The organism is Microcoleus sp. CAWBG640, assembly GCF_020883015.1.
Taxonomy (GTDB): domain Bacteria; phylum Cyanobacteriota; class Cyanobacteriia; order Cyanobacteriales; family Microcoleaceae; genus Microcoleus; species Microcoleus anatoxicus.
The window spans coordinates 1-18,162 of the sequence record NZ_JAHRFC010000043.1 but is presented as its reverse complement, the minus strand read 5'-3'; the positions used below and the strand labels follow the sequence as shown (position 1 = coordinate 18,162).

Sequence of the window (18,162 nt, the reverse complement as noted above, 5' to 3'; positions counted from 1 at the left end):
GGAACGGCTTCGCCGAACGCGCCTTCGCGGTTAAATCATTCCGATACAACGGGAATTGATATAATACCTAATTTTTATTCTGCCCAAAATGCCATTGCTAAAACCCATTTGATATCTAATGCTTTAACCCATAAGTGCTGCGAATTGACAACTAAAATTTCACGCGACTGTAAAACACTCGTTTCACATTCTCCGCCGCCGTAACGTAGAACAAGACGATCGCCCCCAGCACCAACACAAAACTCAACGGCAACGGTTGAAATCCGAACAGGGTTCCTAAAGGTGTCCAGGGCATGAAGATCGTCACTCCTACGGTAGCCAGCGTTGCCATCAACAAGTATTTTCCGGGTTTACTGTCGAAAATAGATTTGCGGGTACGAACGACTAGCACCACCAGCGAAGCAGAGATTACAGACTCCAAAAACCAGCCTGTTCTAAACTGTTGTGGTTGCGCGTGCAGCAGCAGCAGCAACGCCCCAAACGTCAGGTAATCAAAGATGGAACTCAACAAACCAAACACGATCATGAAGTTGCGGATAAACTTGATATCCATCCGGCGAGGTTTGCTGACTAACTCCTTGTCTACGCGATCGGTGGCGATCGTCAATTCTGGAAAATCCGTTAAGAGGTTGGTCAGCAAAATCTGACTAGGTAGCAGTGGCAAAAAGGGGAGAAACAGAGAAATTCCCGCCATGCTAAACATATTCCCAAAATTGGCACTCGTTGCCATAAAGACATATTTTAAAGTGTTAGCAAATGTCACCCGTCCTTCCTTGACACCTTCGATCAGGACATTCAAATCCTTTTCCATCAACACAATATCAGCCGCTTCTTTGGCAACATCAACTGCACTCTCGACTGAGATGCCGACATCAGCAGCATGAAGCGCCGAGGCATCATTAATCCCATCTCCCAGATATCCAACTACATTCCCCGCTTTTTTGAGAGCGATAATAATCCGCTCTTTTTGGTTCGGCTCTACCTCAGCAAAAACATTTGTATCTTGTACTCGGTGCATCAAGGCTTCATCACTGAGCTTTTCTAGTTCCGAGCCAGTCATTGCCTTTGGTTCAGGCAGTCCTATCTGCTGAATAATACTCATTGCCACCGCCTTGCTATCTCCGGTAATCATCTTCGGAGTGATTCCCAGCAGTTCCAACTCTTTTATGGTGTCAGCGATGCCCGCTTTTGGCGGATCGAAGAGCGCAAGGTAGCCCATAAATGTCATGTTTGTTTCATCATCTTTGCTGAAGGAATCTCGCTCGAAATCGCGATAAGCCACACCCAAGGCTCTAAATCCTTTACTGCCCAAATCTTCCGCTTGTTGGTGCAGTTTTTGTCGTCCGTCTGCAATGTCGATGGTTTTCCCTTCGGCAGTTTCAACGGTTGAGCAAACATCCAGAATATTTTTCAGTGCGCCTTTGGTGACAATTAGATTCCTACTATCTTTTTTGAACAGGATGCTGAGACGTTTGCGGTTAAAATCATAGGCTACTTCATCTAATTTTTGATAACCCGAAATGTCGAAGGTTTTGTATTCGCGAATCGCTTTGTCGATCGGATTCACATAACCAGACTCAGAGATAGCATTCAAATAAGCGTAAAGTAAAACGCGATCGCTATCTTTCCCCTCGACATCAACCGCAGAGTGAATTTTCACCTCTCCTTCCGTGAGCGTACCCGTCTTATCGGTGCAAAACACATTCATACTGCCAAAGTTTTCGATCGCGGGTAAATGCTTCACGATCACCCGCTTTTTCGCCATTGTCGCAGCACCGCGAGCCAAGTTAACACTGACGATCGCAGGTAGCAGTTGAGGGGTCAAACCCACAGCCAACGCTAGGGAAAACATAAAAGATTCCAGCACAGGGCGATGCAGGTAGACATTGGCCGCAAAAATTAGAGCTACCAAAACTAGAGTTACTTCCATCAAAAAGTAGCCAAACTTGCTCAACCCATGTTCAAATTCCGTTTCAGGAGGTCTCAGTTTCAAGCGTTGCGATACTTTGCCGAATTCAGTTTCTTTTCCAGTATGAACAACTACTGCTTTCGCAGTTCCACTAATCACATTAGTTCCCATATAGAGGGAGTTGGTGCGTTGATTTAGTCCAGTTGCCGCTGGCAATACACCATTTTGTTTGTCAACTGGATAGGTTTCTCCTGTTAGTGCTGCTTCATTCACTGATAAATCTTTTGACTCTAAAACTAGACAGTCGCCGGGAATAGTTTTACCCGCCCCAAGCACCACAATATCGCCCGGAACTACTTCCTCATTAGGGATTTCTTGAGATTGACCATCCCTCAACACAGTTGCTTTAACTTGCACTAAAGCTAATAATTTTTCGACTGCATTCGATGCTCCTCGCTCTTGCCAAAATCCTAACAGCCCACTAATCAGGACGATCGCTATGATAATAATCGCATCTGCCGCATCTTTGAGAAAAATCGAGAGCACCGCCGCCAAAATCAAAATCAAGATAATCGGACTTTTGAACTGATTGAGCAACATCATGAATGCGCTCGATTTGTGTATTTGTTTGAGGCTGTTTGCGCCGTACTGGCTCAGGCGTTGTTGCGCATCAGCATGGCTTAATCCTGCTGCTGTAGAGTGCGTCTGTTGAAGCACTGTATCCGTGGATAAGCTCCAAAATGTAGACTGTTGATTCATTTTTTGATACCTGAGTTTTCATTAAATAAATATGCTATTATCTAGATATAATTTGTGGATATTAACTTAGATTTATCTGGCTGGGGAGTTTATGTCCGCTAACCTAGTTATTGCATTTTCGATGCCATCAGACCCACAAGCACAATTAGACCTAATGCTCTCCGAAAGTAATTAACGCCTTGAAATAATTCTTCCCAAGCCCAAGTAAACAAGGAACCAAAAGCTAGTATTTCCAACCCTAAATTAACTTTTCCCGTGGTAAGAATCAGCTTTAATAAACTAGCTATAATCCAGACAATTAGTGGTAAATTTGGTGGTTGAGCGATCGTAATTTTGCCTTCGCTATCCCGGAATGTTCGATCGAATAATGTATTTTCCATGAAATCTCCCTCTTTTTTAACATTTCTACAAGCACAAATAGGCTCAGTATCAGTGCTCTACCGTCCGCTTAGCAGTGGCCCTGTCAAGGTGTTTTTGATTTAGGCACTTTTTCCTAAATTTTTAACGGTATCGCTATTATGGTTTCATAATTCGGATTGATTGCCATCCATCTTTAGACCCAAATTTTCGGTAAGGTAGATATCTCCTCGCTCCCAAATCTGGGTTAGCAGCCCCCTCGATTCTGGGGATAAAGAAACTCCAAGGGCGATCGCAACGGGAGCATCCCAATTTTGCAGGGGCGAAGCATTCCGGCAGATAATTTATGAGTTAAAAGCAGAGATTTACTACCGCAATGCTTCGCCCCTACGGGTATATTTGCAAAAATGGGATGCTCCCATCGCAACAGCATCAGGGTGCCATTTTCCCTCAGCAGGATTGTGGGATTCCCGCGAATCAGCAACCACCCAAGACTTCCGGCCGATCAAATATGCCACCAAGTCATAATTTGAATCAGCCGGATTTGAGATCGGTTTAATAATCCAGGATGCAAAAAACTCGGTTTCTTCCAAAAATCGTCGTTTTTTTCGACAAATATTCATGCAGAAACCGGGTTTTTGATTCCCCATGCGTCCAGGACTGTTTAAATCGCTTTCAAAATTTGATCGTCTACAGAAAAATCAATCTCCGCTTTGTCTCTTCCCGAAACTAAATAATCATTCTGAAAAGAATCTTTTAACCCAGAAACTAGGTCAAATTCCGGCTGCCAGTTAAGCTCGGTAACAGCTTTGTTCACTGAGGCAAAAAAGTGCTGTAATCGCATGGGGAAAGCTTTCTTTTTGCCGAAGTCAAATTGTTTTGGATCGTAGTGTACAATCTTAATAGCATCTGCTGATTTGCCGGCGGCTAAAATGCAGGCGCGGGCTAAGCCATCAAAGGTGACAAATCGATCGCCCGAAACGTTGTAAATTTGCCCGATCGCCCTTTGATTCCCCAAAACCGCCGCCATCGCCCTAGCCAAATCCTGACAGTGCCCTAACTGCGTGAAGTGCATTCCATTACCAGGAATCGGAATCGGGCGATCTCGCGCAATGCGATCGAAAAACCAAGCCTCTAAATCGTTATAATTTTGGGGGCCATAAATGTAAGTCGGGCGAATTGAAGTCCAAGGTAAACCGGACTCTGCCAAGTAACTTTCGGTTTCAAATTTGCCCAAATGACGGCTTTTGGGATCGGTAGCGTCCCCTTCAATATGAGGCATTTGATCGGATTTCAAATAAACCCCCGCAGAACTCATATAAATAAAGTGCTGCACCCTCCCTTTAAATATTTCAGCTAAAGGCTTTGTATCGCTCAGTTCCCGACCGTTATTGTCAAAAACGGCATCAAACTCAAGAGTCGATAACTGTTCTTTTAGTCCATCGACATTAGTGCGATCGCCCTGAATCTGCTGCACTCCTGAAACTGGTACTGGCTTATTGCCACGATTAAACAGTACCACCTCATGCCCTTGTGCTGCTAAAATCTTAGTCAGATAAACCCCGATAAATCGAGTACCGCCCATCATTAAAATTCGCATTATTTTCCAGACTCCTTACAGTTAGTGTCAACATCTTACAATAAAATTACTGCTTAGCTTTACTCAAAAATCCCTATGCAAGTTCCACGGCTACATCCCGAAACCATCGAAGAAGTCAAACAAAGAGCAGACATAGTAGATGTCATTTCCGGCCGCGTCGTATTGCGCAAACGAGGCAAAGAATTCGTAGGTTTGTGTCCATTTCACGACGAAAAATCTCCCAGTTTTACCGTCAACCAAGCCAAGCAAATGTACTATTGTTTCGGCTGTGGCGCTGGCGGAAATGCCTTTAAGTTTCTCATGGAATTAGAGAAACGCTCTTTTAGCGAAGTAGTATTAGACTTAGCTAAAACCTATCAAGTACAAGTCAAAACAGTCGAACCAGAACATCGACAAGAATTACAGCGCCAAATTTCTCTGCGAGAACAACTCTATGAAATTTCCGCCCTCACCGCCAAGTTTTACGAACACGCTTTAAGACAACCCCAAGGACAAGAAACCCTAGCTTATCTCAAATCAAATCGTCAGCTTAGCGAAGAAACTATCCAACAATTTCAGTTAGGTTATGCACCCCAAGGTTGGGAAACACTCTACAGCTATCTGGTAGAACAAAAACACTATCCAGCCCAATTAGTAGAACAAGCCGGATTAATTGTACCACGCAAATCAGGAGGCAGTGGCTATTACGACCGTTTCCGAAATCGTGTGATGATTCCCATCCGCGATACCCAAGGCAGAGTCATCGGTTTTGGTGGCAGAGCTCTCGGCGATGAACAACCGAAATATCTCAATTCCCCCGAAACAGAACTATTCGACAAAGGCAAAACTTTATTTGCCCTAGATACAGCTAAAATCGCCATTAGCAAAGCAGATGCCGCCGTCGTCGTAGAGGGGTACTTTGATGCGATCGCCCTTCATGCAGCGGGCATTGGCAACGCCGTCGCCTCCCTCGGTACAGCACTCAGTTTAAACCAAGTACGACAGTTATTGCGCTACACAGACTCCAAACAAATTATCCTCAATTTCGATGCCGATAAAGCCGGAACTCAAGCAGCAGAAAGGGCGATTGGAGAAATAGAAAAACTCGCCTATCAAGGAGAAGTACAACTAAGAGTTCTCAACATTCCCGACGGCAAAGATGCCGATGAATTCCTCAAAACATACTCTGCTGAACAATATCGCCAATTGCTAAAAACAGCTCCTTTATGGCTGGACTGGCAACTAGAACAAATGTTGGTCAACCAAGATTTAAAACAAGCTGATGTTTATCAACAAATTACTAAAAAGATTGTGCATTTATTAACAAAAATCACTGATGACAATCAACTGGCACATTACCTCCAAAAATCCGCCGAAATTCTCAGCAAAGGAGAGTTTAAATTGACCAAAATGCTAGCAGAAAGCTTGCTCAACCAAGTAGTTAGCGATTGGGGTAAAAGGCTGATTCAAGATGAATCCTTGACAATGCCACTGTTAATTAGAAAAAAACTCAAGCCAAATAAACAATACAAAAGTCAGACTACAAGCAGCCTCAAAAATCGCTCCCAAGAAACTTTTTCCGCCGTAGCCAGAAGTCTTTTAGAAGAAGCAGAAGCGCAATTGTTGCAGATTTACTTGCATTGTCCCGAATATCGGCAAGATGTCAGAGAATCCATAGAAGCTAGAGAAGTGCAGTTTAGCCTTTCTCACCATAGATTTTTGTGGCATCAGATTTTGAATGCCGAAATATTGCATAAAAGCTATTTACAAATAGCGCCTTCTGAGTTAATATTAAAATTGCAAGATAGTTTGATAGAATATCCCAATCAACTCAATCAAATTTCCCATTTATTTCATCTAAATGAGTTGTCGGAAAAAAATGTTTATCGCGCACCTTTAGTAATTCGGTCGGCTCTGGCGTGCATCGAGCAAATTATCAGCATGAAACGCCGTCGCATTGCACTGAATATGTGGGAAAATACGAATGTGGCGAGTAATTGTGAAGAAGCTGTAGAATATCACCAACAAGTCCTCGCTGAACAAGAATGGATAGAGGAATTGGAGCGGTTGCGTCAAGTCAATTTTTACGATTTAATATCAGTACCTTGGAGTGGCAATTTTTAGCTTGCACTCCCAGGTACTGATATCGTTGACGCTGGAATCGGTATTGTTTAAACACTCAGCAGTCAACAGTCATTTCGCTGATGCAACCGGAATTGATATTATCCTTCACTCTCGCGTGGCGCGGACTTCCTGCGTGTAGAAGCGGTTTCAAATGCTGGGGGTATAACTAGCTCGCTAGTTATGTCCATAGTGGCAAATTTCAGCACTTGATTAAAAGCTAAACCCCGTATTTTTAGCTCCCAACGAATACCTTTTGCTTTCATCCGTTTGGCTTTTCGCATATCTACATCCGTAACTTGTTGATGCAACAGTAAATATTTCATTGCTGCTATAGCTTCAACTTTTCTGGGATAGGCAATATAAGTGATAAATCCACCCTCCCAGTGATTGGCGTTACGGATGCTGCTGATAGTAGCAACTCTCGGACTAAAGCGGTTCCAGTAAAAGTCGCTATATCCGACTGATTGTGTTTTAACTTGGAGTTTGTTTGGCATTTGACTTAACTCCTCTAACCTTTTCTGTGGGGTTAGCAATACCACTTGGGTGCTGCTATTCATAATTATAGCAAATTATTTAGGGAGTTTCCAATTCTCTTAAATAAATTTTGCATTCAGCCAAAACTCGATCGGTGTTCCGGGCTGTCCATTTCGGTTTCTTTCGGTCTAGTTTATGGTTTGTTTAAACGCAAACCGATAATTACTACATCTCTTTCAACTCCATCAAGTTCGGCGACTTGTGGTAGATGTCCCCAAGTCTGAAATCCAAATTTATTGAACAATTTTAAGCTTGGTTGATTGTGGGCAAAAATTATGCCGATTAAGGTTTTAATTCCTAATTCGGGACAGCGCCAAATTGCTTGTTGTAATAATTTTTGCCCGACTCCGCAGCATTGGCGATCGGGCGTGATGTAAATGCTAACTTCTGCTGTATGCTGATAGGCGGCGCGTCCGTAGAAACGCTGCAAGCTAAGCCAGCCAATGATGGTTTGTTCTGATTCCATTACCCAAATGGGTAAGGAATCGGGGGAGTGTTGTCTGTACCAGGGGAGGCGACTTTCGACGGAGATTGGTTCTAAATCTGCTGTAGCCGATCGCCCTGGTATGGCTGCATTGTATATTTGAACTATTGCTGGTAAGTCGCTTTCACTTGCGTCGCGGATTTTCATGAATTATTGTAATGCTAAACGCGGACTCGATTTTATGCTTGAATTTCAGTTATTGACTCGTTCACTTCTTCGTCTTTAACATCAAAATTAATTCGTTCATAAATCTCTCTGAGTGGCATTTGGAATTCTACTGATTCCAAGGTTAATACCGATTCCTCTGAATCATACTCTGTTAATACCCATTTGCCATTAGAGTTTTTAGCAAATTGCTCGATATGATAGCTATATTGGTCAATTAAAATGTATTCTCGAAATTCCGGGATTGAGCGATAGGCGAGAAATTTGCCACCGCGATCGTAATCTTTGGTTGAATTGGATAAAACCTCGACGATTATCAAAGAATTTGTAACAATTGTTTTGTTACTTCCTTGATATTTTGGTTCTCCTTGAATGACCATGATATCGGGATAGACGTAGCGGCGAGTTAGGGGTATCCACAGGCGCACATCATTGATAAATGTCTCGTAATCTTGACCATTCACAGTCGAGGGGAATTTTTTGTAAAAGTTCCCAGCGATTTTGTTGTGGTTTGCGGTTCCGCCTGTCATTGGTACTATCTCTCCATCGTGGTATTCACTTTTATCGATCGCACTTTCTTCTAATGCGAGATATTCCTCCGGCGTGTAGTACCGTTTTTCGGTTGGTGGTTGCTTGGCGATTGCTGGTTTTTCTTGGGTTTGCATAGTCGTGCCCTTCTGCTTTGAAGTGATTTTATGATAACAGCGATCGCACGAGAACTCAGAAACCGGGTTTCTTCGTAAAATCTCGGTGAGGATACCAAAATTGTCGCAGAAACCCGGTTTCTTGGATCAGGCGCGCGGGGACTCAGAAACCGGGTTTCTTCGTAAAATCTCGGTAAGGATGCCAAAATTATCGCAGAAACCCGGTTTCTGTGAGTGCAAAATAACGTATCATAAATTTAGATCCTACTTAAAGTTGATTTATTTTTCATGCAGTTTGAATGGGACGAAGCCAAGAGAGCGGAAAATATTGCCAAACATCGGATTGATTTTGCAGATGTTTCTGAGATGTTCGATCTTCCTATGCTAACTGAGCTCGATCGGCGTACTGACTATGGGGAGGATCGTTGGATTGGGATCGGGTTTTTGCAAAACGGAGTCGCGGTTGTTGTCTGGACAGAAAGGCAGGATGATATAATTAGAATCATATCAGCACGAAAGGCAAACCGATATGAGCGTCAACGATTTGAGCAATATCTCTCGTACTAATTGGGCGGCGTTAGAGGCGATGAATGATGAGGATATTGATTACTCTGATATTCCACCTTTGACGGATGAATTTTTTGAGAATGCTACGCTAAGAATACCAGCCGCCCAAGCTCGTAATTTGATTCAGTTAGATGCTGAGGTGATAGCATGGTTTCGAGAGCAAAGTGCCGAGTACAAAACTACAATTAATTCGGTGTTGCGGCGTTATATTGAAAGTAGCTGAGGTTGCGATCGCGTGGGGTTCAGAAACCGGGTTTCTTATCCAAATCTTCGTTAGGATGCCAAAATTATCGTAGAAACCCGGTTTCTTGGATCAGGCGCGTGGGGGCCTCAGAAACCGGGTTTCTTACCCACATTTCGGTGAGGATGCCAAAATTATCGCAGAAACCCGGTTTCTAGGAGGTCATATTTTCAAACAAGATAGGTTCAATTCGCTTCAATACTTCCCTAACTAAATCTTCTGGACATTCACCAATCAAACTTGCTTGCCTTGATCGATAATCTAAAGAACGCAGTTGATCTGTCATAATTACACCTGTCACCAATTCACCTTCTGGAATGGGAACATAAAACGGATTTTTGCGTTGTGTGGTACTAATTGGACAGACAAACACAAACCCCATTTTTTGGTTAAATTTAGTTTTACTCACAACCAGTGCAGGTCGAATACCCATTTGTTCGTGCCCTGCTTGAGGATCGAAATTGAGGCGAATGAAATGACCTCGTTCGGGGATATAATTTACCAAAATTCCTCTCCTTCTGGTTTTCCCCAAGAGATTTCTTCGCTGGGTTCTATTTCGCCTGCTAATAATTCATCTAGGGTATATTTTGAAACTTTCTGATTTACAGGTTCTATGACCATTTTTCCATTTTCTATACTGCAAATTACTGAATCATCTGCTTTCAGATTGAAAAATTTTACAATATAGTCCGGTATTGGCAAAGCTAAGGAATTACCCAAGTTGCTGATGTGTATTTTGGCTGTCATACATTTGCGATTTTCATGCTCAGGTTTTTCTATTCTAACAACTAGATATAGTCGCGTGGGGCTCAGAAACCGGGTTTCTTACCCAAATCTCGGTGAGGATGCCAAAATTATCGCAGAAACCCGGTTTCTTTCTAGGAAAAATTATCAGAGAAACCCGGTTTCTAAGTTTCTGAGTCACTCCACCCGCCAAATCTTAATCGTGTTGTCACCACTGCCACTGACAAGCGTCTGCCCATCCGGGCTGATGGCGACGGAATAAACCCGCCAGGAATGCCCAGTGAGGGTGCGAAGTTCCCGCCCCGTACTCAACTCCCAAATCTTAATCGTACCGTTATCATTGCCACTGACAAGCGTCTGCCCATCCGGGCTGATGGCGACGGAAAAAACCGATGCAGAATGCCCAGTGAGGGTGCGAAGTTCCAGCCCCGTACTCAACTCCCAAATCTTAATCGTGTTGTCCCAACGGCCACTGACAAGGGTTTGTCCATCCGGGCTGATGGCAACGGAACTAACCGGTGCAGAATGCCCAGTGAGGGTGCGAAGTTCTCGCCCCGTACTCAACTCCCAAATCTTAATCGTGTCGAAACAACCACTGACAAGCGTCTGCCCATCCGGGCTGATGGCTAGGCACATAACCTCCACAGAATGCCCGGTGAGGGTGCGAAGTTCCAGCCCCGTACTTAACTGCCAAATCTTTATCGTACCGCCCGAACTGCCACTAACAAGTGTCTGCCCATCCGGGCTGATGGCGACGGAATAAACCACCTTAGAATGCCCAGTCAGGGTGTGAAGTTCCTGCCCTGTACTCAACTGCCAAATCTTAATCGTGTTGTCAGCACTACCACTGACAAGGGTCTGCCCATCCGGGCTGATGGCTAGGGAATGAACAAAGTTAGAATGCCCGGTGAGGGTGCAAACAACTGATACATTTTCTAGCTTGCATTTGTGTTGGCGTTCTGCTTCTTTGCGCTTGATCTCCTCCAGAATCATCTCCCGATAACGACTTTCCCCGATCGCAGCCAAACACCCAGTCAGCTTTTCCGCATATTCTATATCCGCCACCGTCAAAGTCGATTTAAACACCTCCAATAAATTCTCCAAATTCAACAAACCCAGTTTCTCTTCAGAAACCCCATTTCTCAGCTTCAACCAAGCTTTAATCGAAAACTCAACCTGCTTTTTCGCCCAAGATTTATCCGACAAACCACTCAAACTCAACGCCAAATCCAACAACAAATAAGGAATCGCATTAGGGCGTTTCCCCTCAATAGACTGATAGAGACTTTGATAACTGGAAACAATCTCACCCACCAGCATTATGTGAATTTGTGTTAATAGAAACCCGGTTTCTTAAAGAAACCGGGTTTCTAGGATTAACTAAGACTACAAGTATTAAAAACTAAAGTCGCGGCAGCCCAACGAGCAGTTCCGCCTGTAGCAAATAGCTGATCATCAGTTGTATAAGCTTTGCCAGAAGGGGTGACATAACCAATTTTATGTGCATCAGCATCATACACATTCATATCTGCACCTAAACGCCCGATATAATGACCGTCGCGATAAAATTTTTGTCCATCTACAGTCCCAATTTGACTTGTACCATATTTATGAAACCAAATTTTATCGTCAATAAAATCAATGGAATTGTCATCAGTTTTAGTAATCGCCCCTGAATGTGTAGATGAACTTTTTGCCGAAAATTCAACAAATTTTTCCGAGTGATTATCCGATGAAAAACTATCCTGAGAATGGTTATTATCAGTATGCGATATAGTTGAATTAGAGACTAAACCTTGGGCATAATTTTCTGAATAAAGATCCGTTTTGAACTCAGCCAAACTCTCTCGATATGCAGCATCCAAAGCAACCGCCGGAGTCATTAATGAATGGTGGGAACGATCGACCCCATCTAAAGCACCAACATGGTTTAAATCATGGGGATGGTGAACCTCACCCAAATTCAAGTGAAGGTGAGATAAATCAAGAGGATCTGAGGGGTGATGGTTGCTGTGGTGGTGCGAGTCTGAACTATGGGAGTCTGAACTTAAAGACTGTATAAAGTCATCCAAGGGAGAATGACTGCTACTGTCAGAGTTGGGGTCAGAGGGATTATTCATAGCCTGCTGCTAAAGGAGGGAAATATAGTTTGTATTTTAGCAAGGTTATCTGTTTTCCGCCCGTGTTTGGCGCGATCGCGCGGCGTTGAGAAACCGGGTTTCTTACCCAAATCTTCGTTATGATGCCTAAATTGTCGCAGAAACCCGGTTTCTTGCATCGTGGGACTCAGAAACCGGGTTTCTTACCCAAATCTTCGTTATGATGCCTAAATTGTCGCAGAAACCCGGTTTCTTGCATCGTGGGACTCAGAAACCGGGTTTCTTACCCAAATCTCGGTGAGGATGCCTAAATTGTCGTAGAAACCCGGTTTCTTGGACTAAGCGCGCTACGCAGAAACCCGGTTTCTTGGACTAGGCGCGTCGAGATTCAAAAACCTTACTCCAACCTCACGAATCGCCAAAATATTCGTGTTATTTTGAAGTCAGCTTAATCAATATTCAAATTGTACAGTTGCATCACATCGCTAATCGCCATTCTCGAATGTGCTCCTAAAGTTAATGGTGATGCGTGTCCCTGCTGCAAGTGTTCTGCCGCTGCACAGGCGATCATTGCTGCATTATCAGTACAATACTTTAAAGGTGGAAACAATACTCGCAAATTGTGTTTAGCTGCTGCGGCTTGTAAGTGCTGTCGCAATCCACTGTTAGCGGCGACTCCGCCACCGATCGCAATAGTATTGAGTCCCAGATTGACTGCACAGGCGATCGTCCTTTTTGTTAAACTCTTAGCTACACTCTCTTGAAAACTAGCCGCAATATCATTAATTACAGATTCTGGCAAGATGCCCTCGCTACCAAAATGATTATTTTCTTTCTTGAGTTTCTGCACTAATTGCAAAACAGCAGTTTTCAAGCCACTAAAACTACTGTCATAGGGATGAAAACCACCTTCTGGTAGAGAAATTCTGCCTTCTGGCAACTTAAAAGCTGTAGGATTCCCCACCGCTGCCAATTTGTCAATTAGCGGCCCGCCCGGATAGCCTAGCTGCAATAGTCTTGCGACTTTATCAAAAGCTTCCCCCGCTGCGTCATCGCGAGTGTGTCCTACGGTTTCGTAAACTCCACAATCTTTGACGTGAATTAAGCTAGTGTGTCCCCCAGAAACTAACAGACACAAAAATGGTGGCTGCAAGTCTGGTTCAGTAAGGTAAGAAGCATAAATGTGCCCTTCCAGGTGGTGTACCCCTAAAAAGGGTTTTTGGTGGACAATTGCCAAGGTTTTGGCCGCCGTCAGCCCGACTAACAATGCACCCACTAAACCGGGGGCGCAAGTCGCTGCAATCCCGTCAATTTCTGACCAAGTGAGGTTTGCTTCAGCAAGACACTGGACAATTACCTGATTGATCATTTCTAAGTGACTCCGCGAAGCCACTTCTGGAACCACCCCGCCGAACTGCTGGTGGATTTTAATTTGTGATGCTACAACATTGCTGCAAACTTGACGATTCTTAACAATTGCTGCGGCAGTTTCGTCACAACTTGTTTCGATCGCGAAAACGGTTGCCATTAACTGGTAATTTTATTTGATAGGTTGTCTACTGCTAGCTTAAACTGTTAATACGGCAGTAATGTTGATGACCGATCGGCAAGTTGAAATGCTTGTAAAAAAACTTATTGTTTTGTAACAAAAGGAAACAATTTCATGCGACGATTGTTTGCTGCGATTTTAGTGGTGAGTCTTTGGATTAGTTTTGCTCCTGTTGCCTCGGCTTACAATTTAGTGCCGTGCAAGGACTCTCCCGCATTCAAGGAACTGGCTCAAGATGCCCGTTCTACCAATGGCGACCCGGCATCTGCCAAAGCCAGATTTGACCGTTATTCCGAAGCTTTGTGTGGCCCGGAAGGATATCCTCACTTAATTGTGGATGGCAATTTGAGCTACGCCGGCGACTTTTTGATTCCTAGCGTGCTGTTTTTGTATATCGCTGGCTGGATTGGTTGGGTAGGCCGTGCTTATCTGCAAGCAGCTAAGAAATCTGACAGTCCAGAGGAAAAAGAGATTATTATCGATGTTCCAATGGCAGTCAAATTTATGCTGGGTGGCTTTTTGTGGCCTCTGGCGGCTCTCAAGGAAATCACCAGTGGTGAAATGTTTGCTAAAGACGACGAAATTACCGTTTCGCCGCGCTAGTAATTTGGGATTTTAGATTTGAGATTTTACTTGGGAAAGCAAATGCCAATTATCAAATCCTCAATCTAAAATCAGTTCTGGCTTTTTTTTTTAAGTTGTCTAAACTTTCGAGGAGCAGTATTTATGCAATACTTTCTGAAGTATCTTTCGACCGCGCCAGTCTTGGCAGCAGCTTGGATGGTGGTAACGGCGGGAATTTTGATTGAGTTCAATCGCTTTTTTCCTGACTTGCTTTTCCATCCGCTGCGCTAAAGTTTCAGCGAATTTAGGTTCCCAAACCTAGGTAAAAAAAGTTGAGAGTTTTGAATTTTGAGCTGTGATTTATCAAGTTATTTCAAGGCTCAAATATCAAAACTCTCAAAATCAGGGCATCGGGCATACCTTACTTTCTTGATCACCTCTATAATGACTAATGACTACTGACTAATAACTACTAACTACTGACTACTGACTAATAACTACTGACTACTGACTACTGATATCAATGAAGTCTTATCTCGCCGCAGCAATTCAAATGACTAGCTTGCCTGACCTGGAAAAAAATTTGATCCAGGCAGAGGAATTAATCGACCTAGCCGTGCGTCAGGGTGCGGAGTTAGTTTCTTTACCAGAAAATTTTTCCTTTATGGGAGAAGAAGAGGAAAAAATTGCTTCTTCCGAAGCCATCGGGCAACAAAGTGAAAAATTTCTCAAAACTATGGCTCAGCGTTTCCAGGTAATGATTCTGGGCGGCGGATTTCCGGTGCCGACGACGGGGGGTAAGGTATACAATACTTGCTTGCTAGTCGATCCCAACGGTACTGAGGTGGCAAGGTATGAAAAAGTACATTTGTTTGATGTGAATGTGCCCGATGGCATTACTTATCGGGAATCGAACACTGTGAAGGCGGGTGCAGATTTGCCGCCGATTTATGTGTCACCGAAATTGGGGACCCTGGGGCTTTCGGTGTGCTATGATGTGCGCTTCCCGGAATTGTACAGGCATTTGTCCCAGCAGGGGGCGGATGTCTTGTTTGTGCCGGCGGCTTTTACGGCTTATACTGGCAAGGATCATTGGAAGGTTTTGTTACAAGCTAGGGCGATCGAAAATACTTGTTACACGATCGCCCCGGCACAGACTGGACACCACTACGGCCGCCGTCAAACTCACGGTCACGCGATGATTATCGACCCTTGGGGTGTGGTTTTGGCCGATGCCGGGGATGAACCGGGTGTGGCGATCGCCGAAATTAATCCCGATCGACTAGAACAAGTCCGCCGCCAAATGCCCTCACTCCAACATCGCGTTTTTCTCTGAAGGATTTTTGAGACCCATGGGTCTCAAAATTGCCGAAATTAATCGCTATCCGCTAATCACTGGACAAAAGTGAACAAGGTAGCCAGTCTAAGCCTTTAATTAGGCTACGTTAGCAGGGTCACGACACCTACGGGTGCTTTCGAGCCTGTAGCTCTGTCGCCGGAGATTAAACATCTTTATTTAGCTAAGGAAGTGTCTCCGGCACGACAAGCCTCGCTAACATTGACGAGGAAAACATAACCTGAGTAATCAGAGGACTTTTATGTCTAACTTTGTGTTCGTTCTAGATACCAACAAACAACCGCTTGATCCAGTACCGCCAGGACAGGCAAGACGATTATTGAACCTACAACAAGCGGCTGTATATCGCCGTTACCCGTTCACGATCATCCTGAAATATGCAGTTTCAGACCCGCAAGTGCAACCTGCTCAATTAAAAATTGATCCAGGTTCCAAGACTACTGGGCTAGCAATTGTGCAGGGCGATCAAGTTATCTGGGGTGCGGAATTAACCCATCGCGGGCAGCAAATTAAAAACGACTTAGAATCGCGTCGTGCCATTCGTCGCAATCGTCGTAACCGCAAAACTCGTTACCGCAAACCACGCTTTCTGAACCGCAAGAGAACGCCCGGATGGTTGCCACCGAGTAGAGAATCCAGGGTGAAGAATATCATGACTTGGGTTAACCGCGTCCGTCGATATGTGCCAATTACAGGCATATCGCAGGAATTGGTTAAATTTGACACGCAGGCAATGCAGAATCCCGAAATTTCTGGCAAGGAGTATCAGCAAGGTGAACTTGCGGGCTATGAAGTCAGGGAATACTTATTAGAGAAATGGGGGAGGAAGTGCGCTTACTGCGGGGTGGAAAACGTACCTTTTGAGGTAGAACACATTCACCCAAAATCAAAAGGTGGAAGCGATAGAGTTTCCAATCTCGCCATAGCCTGTCATGGATGCAACCAAAAGAAAGGCAATCAAGATATCCGGGAGTTCTTATCCAAAAAGCCTGAGATATTGTCCCGTATTTTGAAGCAGGCCTCACAACCTTTGAAAGATGCAACTGCGGTAAATTCTACCCGTTGGGCATTATTTCAACGACTTAAACAAACAGGATCACCAATAGAAGTTTCAACAGGAGGTAGAACAAAGTTCAATCGTACTCGACTGCAACTACCTAAAACTCATTGGCTGGATGCCGCCTGCGTAGGAAATGTAGAAATGCTGCAAGTTCACGCTAAGAAGCCGTTGCTAATTTCAGCTAAAGGATGGGGCAATCGTCAGATGTCTACGACTAATAAATATGGATTTCCGGTGAGGCACAGAACGCGGTGCAAGACGTTTTTTGGGTTTGGGACTGGCGATATGGTGAGGGCAGTTCTCCCTTCGGGGAAGTTTGCAGGTACTCACGTCGGCAGGTTGACTGTCAGAGAAAGTGGAGTTTTCGAGATGAGAACGCCACTAGGCAAGGTAAGTCCAGTGCGTCATAAATACTGCGAATCAATCCACCGCAACGATGGGTATATGTATGCGTTTTCCACAAACGTCCAATGAATTAGCGATTAGAGGCGTAGCGATCGACTAGAACAAGTCCGCCGCCAAATGCCCTCACTCCAACATCGCGTTTTTCTCTGAAGGATTTTTGAGACCCATGGGTCTCAAAAATCCAGTTTCAGTCAGGAACAAGACCTGAATAATTTTAATTCGAGCGAGGAATTGTGTACGTTCGTACACAAATTTTCAGTTGTCGCGAGTGCCGACAGGGAACGCTCTTACCCCCCCGTACAACATAATATGTAGAATTGCACGAAATGCGTCTTTTTGGATAAATGAAACACACTCTTTCGGTTTTAGTTGAAGATGAAGCGGGTGTCCTCACCCGAATTGCTGGTTTGTTTGCCCGCCGGGGTTTTAATATTGAAAGTCTCGCCGTTGGCCCGGCCGAGCAAGTGGGAGTGTCTCGGATTACGATGGTGGTACCGGGAGATGACCAAATTATTGAGCAGTTGACTAAGCAACTGTACAAGTTGATTAATGTGCTCAAAGTGCAAGATATAACCGAAATTCCTTGTGTGGAACGGGAATTGATGTTGTTGAAAGTTAATGCTGCTACCGGGACGCGATCGGAAATAATTGAGTTAGCTCAGATTTTTAGAGCGCGAGTGGTGGATATTGGTGATGATACCCTGACTTTGGAAGTAGTCGGAGATCCAGGTAAAATGGTGGCGATCGTCCAGGTACTCAATAGATTTGGCATCAAGGAAATTGCTCGTACTGGGAAAATTGCTCTGACGCGGGAGTCGGGAGTAAATACCGAGTTTCTCAAGTCTTTGGAAGCGAAGGTTTAAGTTAGTTGACGGTTGACGGTTGACAGTCAACGGTCAACAAACTAATTACCATTTTGGCTTACTCGCGACTAACATGGTTGCTGTATTGCTGTCTACAGGTTTAGAGAAAAAATATCCCTGTCCGTATTCACATTGCAGTGCCCTGAGCAAATTAAGCT

General features: G+C 44.2%; 20 protein-coding genes. 8 read left to right on the top strand and 12 right to left on the bottom strand.

Going from position 1 to position 18,162, the window contains the following annotated elements:
* Positions 1–151: 151 nt before the first annotated feature.
* The 4 genes from mgtA to AAFP11_RS19790 form a co-directional block, all read right to left on the bottom strand.
* Complete coding sequence (gene mgtA / locus AAFP11_RS19805; protein WP_341738604.1) at positions 152–2,668, bottom strand: magnesium-translocating P-type ATPase; 2,517 nt, start codon at positions 2,666–2,668, stop codon at positions 152–154.
* Between the two features lie 107 nt (positions 2,669–2,775).
* Positions 2,776–3,048: a hypothetical protein gene (locus AAFP11_RS19800; protein WP_341738603.1), complete on the bottom strand. Its 273-nt coding sequence runs from the start codon at positions 3,046–3,048 to the stop codon at positions 2,776–2,778.
* Positions 3,049–3,393: 345 nt separating this feature from the next.
* Positions 3,394–3,675, bottom strand: coding sequence for a hypothetical protein (locus AAFP11_RS19795; RefSeq protein WP_341738602.1), 282 nt, complete (start codon positions 3,673–3,675; stop codon positions 3,394–3,396).
* Between the two features lie 14 nt (positions 3,676–3,689).
* The gene (locus tag AAFP11_RS19790) at positions 3,690–4,625 is read right to left on the bottom strand and encodes an NAD-dependent epimerase/dehydratase family protein (RefSeq protein WP_341738601.1); all 936 of its coding nucleotides are present in this window, start codon (positions 4,623–4,625) and stop codon (positions 3,690–3,692) included.
* 75 nt (positions 4,626–4,700) lie between these two features.
* Here AAFP11_RS19790 and dnaG point away from each other — a divergent pair, with 75 nt between their 5' ends.
* Positions 4,701–6,728, top strand: a complete 2,028-nt coding sequence (dnaG, locus tag AAFP11_RS19785; protein ID WP_341738600.1) for a DNA primase — start codon at positions 4,701–4,703, stop codon at positions 6,726–6,728.
* Between the two features lie 98 nt (positions 6,729–6,826).
* Here dnaG and AAFP11_RS19780 read toward each other — a convergent pair whose 3' ends face one another.
* The 3 genes from AAFP11_RS19780 to AAFP11_RS19770 form a co-directional block, all read right to left on the bottom strand.
* A complete protein-coding gene (locus AAFP11_RS19780) occupies positions 6,827–7,222 on the bottom strand; it encodes a hypothetical protein (RefSeq protein ID WP_341738599.1) in 396 nt (131 codons plus the stop codon).
* Positions 7,223–7,395: 173 nt separating this feature from the next.
* Positions 7,396–7,893: an N-acetyltransferase family protein gene (locus AAFP11_RS19775; protein WP_341738598.1), complete on the bottom strand. Its 498-nt coding sequence runs from the start codon at positions 7,891–7,893 to the stop codon at positions 7,396–7,398.
* 32 nt (positions 7,894–7,925) lie between these two features.
* A complete protein-coding gene (locus AAFP11_RS19770; protein ID WP_341738597.1) occupies positions 7,926–8,576 on the bottom strand; it encodes a Uma2 family endonuclease in 651 nt (216 codons plus the stop codon).
* A gap of 267 nt (positions 8,577–8,843) precedes the next feature.
* On the opposite strand from AAFP11_RS19770, the gene AAFP11_RS19765 reads away from it, so the two are divergent.
* A complete protein-coding gene (locus tag AAFP11_RS19765; protein WP_341738596.1) occupies positions 8,844–9,122 on the top strand; it encodes a BrnT family toxin in 279 nt (92 codons plus the stop codon).
* On the top strand, positions 9,085–9,345 hold the full coding sequence (locus AAFP11_RS19760; RefSeq protein WP_341738595.1) for a BrnA antitoxin family protein: 261 nt from the start codon (positions 9,085–9,087) through the stop codon (positions 9,343–9,345). Before AAFP11_RS19765 ends, AAFP11_RS19760 begins: the two co-directional genes overlap by 38 nt.
* A 172-nt stretch (positions 9,346–9,517) precedes the next feature.
* Here AAFP11_RS19760 and AAFP11_RS19755 read toward each other — a convergent pair whose 3' ends face one another.
* The 5 genes from AAFP11_RS19755 to tsaD all read right to left on the bottom strand — a co-directional run bounded on the left by AAFP11_RS19755 (position 9,518) and on the right by tsaD (position 13,734).
* Positions 9,518–9,868: a type II toxin-antitoxin system PemK/MazF family toxin gene (locus AAFP11_RS19755; protein ID WP_341738594.1), complete on the bottom strand. Its 351-nt coding sequence runs from the start codon at positions 9,866–9,868 to the stop codon at positions 9,518–9,520.
* Positions 9,862–10,110 carry an AbrB/MazE/SpoVT family DNA-binding domain-containing protein gene (locus AAFP11_RS19750; protein WP_096829855.1) on the bottom strand — a complete coding sequence of 83 codons (249 nt, stop codon included), beginning with the start codon at positions 10,108–10,110 and terminating at the stop codon, positions 9,862–9,864. Before AAFP11_RS19750 ends, AAFP11_RS19755 begins: the two co-directional genes overlap by 7 nt.
* Positions 10,111–10,284: 174 nt before the next feature.
* A complete protein-coding gene (locus AAFP11_RS19745; RefSeq protein WP_341738593.1) occupies positions 10,285–11,427 on the bottom strand; it encodes a WD40 repeat domain-containing protein in 1,143 nt (380 codons plus the stop codon).
* Between the two features lie 56 nt (positions 11,428–11,483).
* Positions 11,484–12,227, bottom strand: a complete 744-nt coding sequence (locus AAFP11_RS19740; RefSeq protein WP_341738592.1) for a hypothetical protein — start codon at positions 12,225–12,227, stop codon at positions 11,484–11,486.
* A 427-nt stretch (positions 12,228–12,654) separates the two neighbouring features.
* Entirely contained in the window at positions 12,655–13,734 is a 1,080-nt protein-coding gene (gene tsaD, locus AAFP11_RS19735; RefSeq protein ID WP_341738591.1) for a tRNA (adenosine(37)-N6)-threonylcarbamoyltransferase complex transferase subunit TsaD, read from the bottom strand.
* 135 nt (positions 13,735–13,869) lie between these two features.
* Between tsaD and AAFP11_RS19730 the strand changes: the two genes are divergently transcribed.
* The 5 genes from AAFP11_RS19730 to ilvN all read left to right on the top strand — a co-directional run bounded on the left by AAFP11_RS19730 (position 13,870) and on the right by ilvN (position 18,004).
* Positions 13,870–14,358, top strand: coding sequence for a Photosystem I reaction center subunit III (locus tag AAFP11_RS19730; protein WP_341738590.1), 489 nt, complete (start codon positions 13,870–13,872; stop codon positions 14,356–14,358).
* 123 nt (positions 14,359–14,481) lie between these two features.
* Positions 14,482–14,610, top strand: coding sequence for a photosystem I reaction center subunit IX (gene psaJ, locus AAFP11_RS19725; protein WP_096829860.1), 129 nt, complete (start codon positions 14,482–14,484; stop codon positions 14,608–14,610).
* Between the two features lie 232 nt (positions 14,611–14,842).
* A complete protein-coding gene (locus AAFP11_RS19720) occupies positions 14,843–15,655 on the top strand; it encodes a carbon-nitrogen hydrolase family protein (protein ID WP_341738589.1) in 813 nt (270 codons plus the stop codon).
* A gap of 262 nt (positions 15,656–15,917) precedes the next feature.
* Positions 15,918–17,210 (top strand): RNA-guided endonuclease IscB, encoded by a 1,293-nt coding sequence (gene iscB, locus AAFP11_RS19715; protein ID WP_340551173.1) that lies wholly within the window; start codon positions 15,918–15,920, stop codon positions 17,208–17,210.
* Between the two features lie 275 nt (positions 17,211–17,485).
* On the top strand, positions 17,486–18,004 hold the full coding sequence (gene ilvN, locus AAFP11_RS19710; RefSeq protein ID WP_333253232.1) for an acetolactate synthase small subunit: 519 nt from the start codon (positions 17,486–17,488) through the stop codon (positions 18,002–18,004).
* The last annotated feature ends 158 nt before the right edge of the window (positions 18,005–18,162 follow it).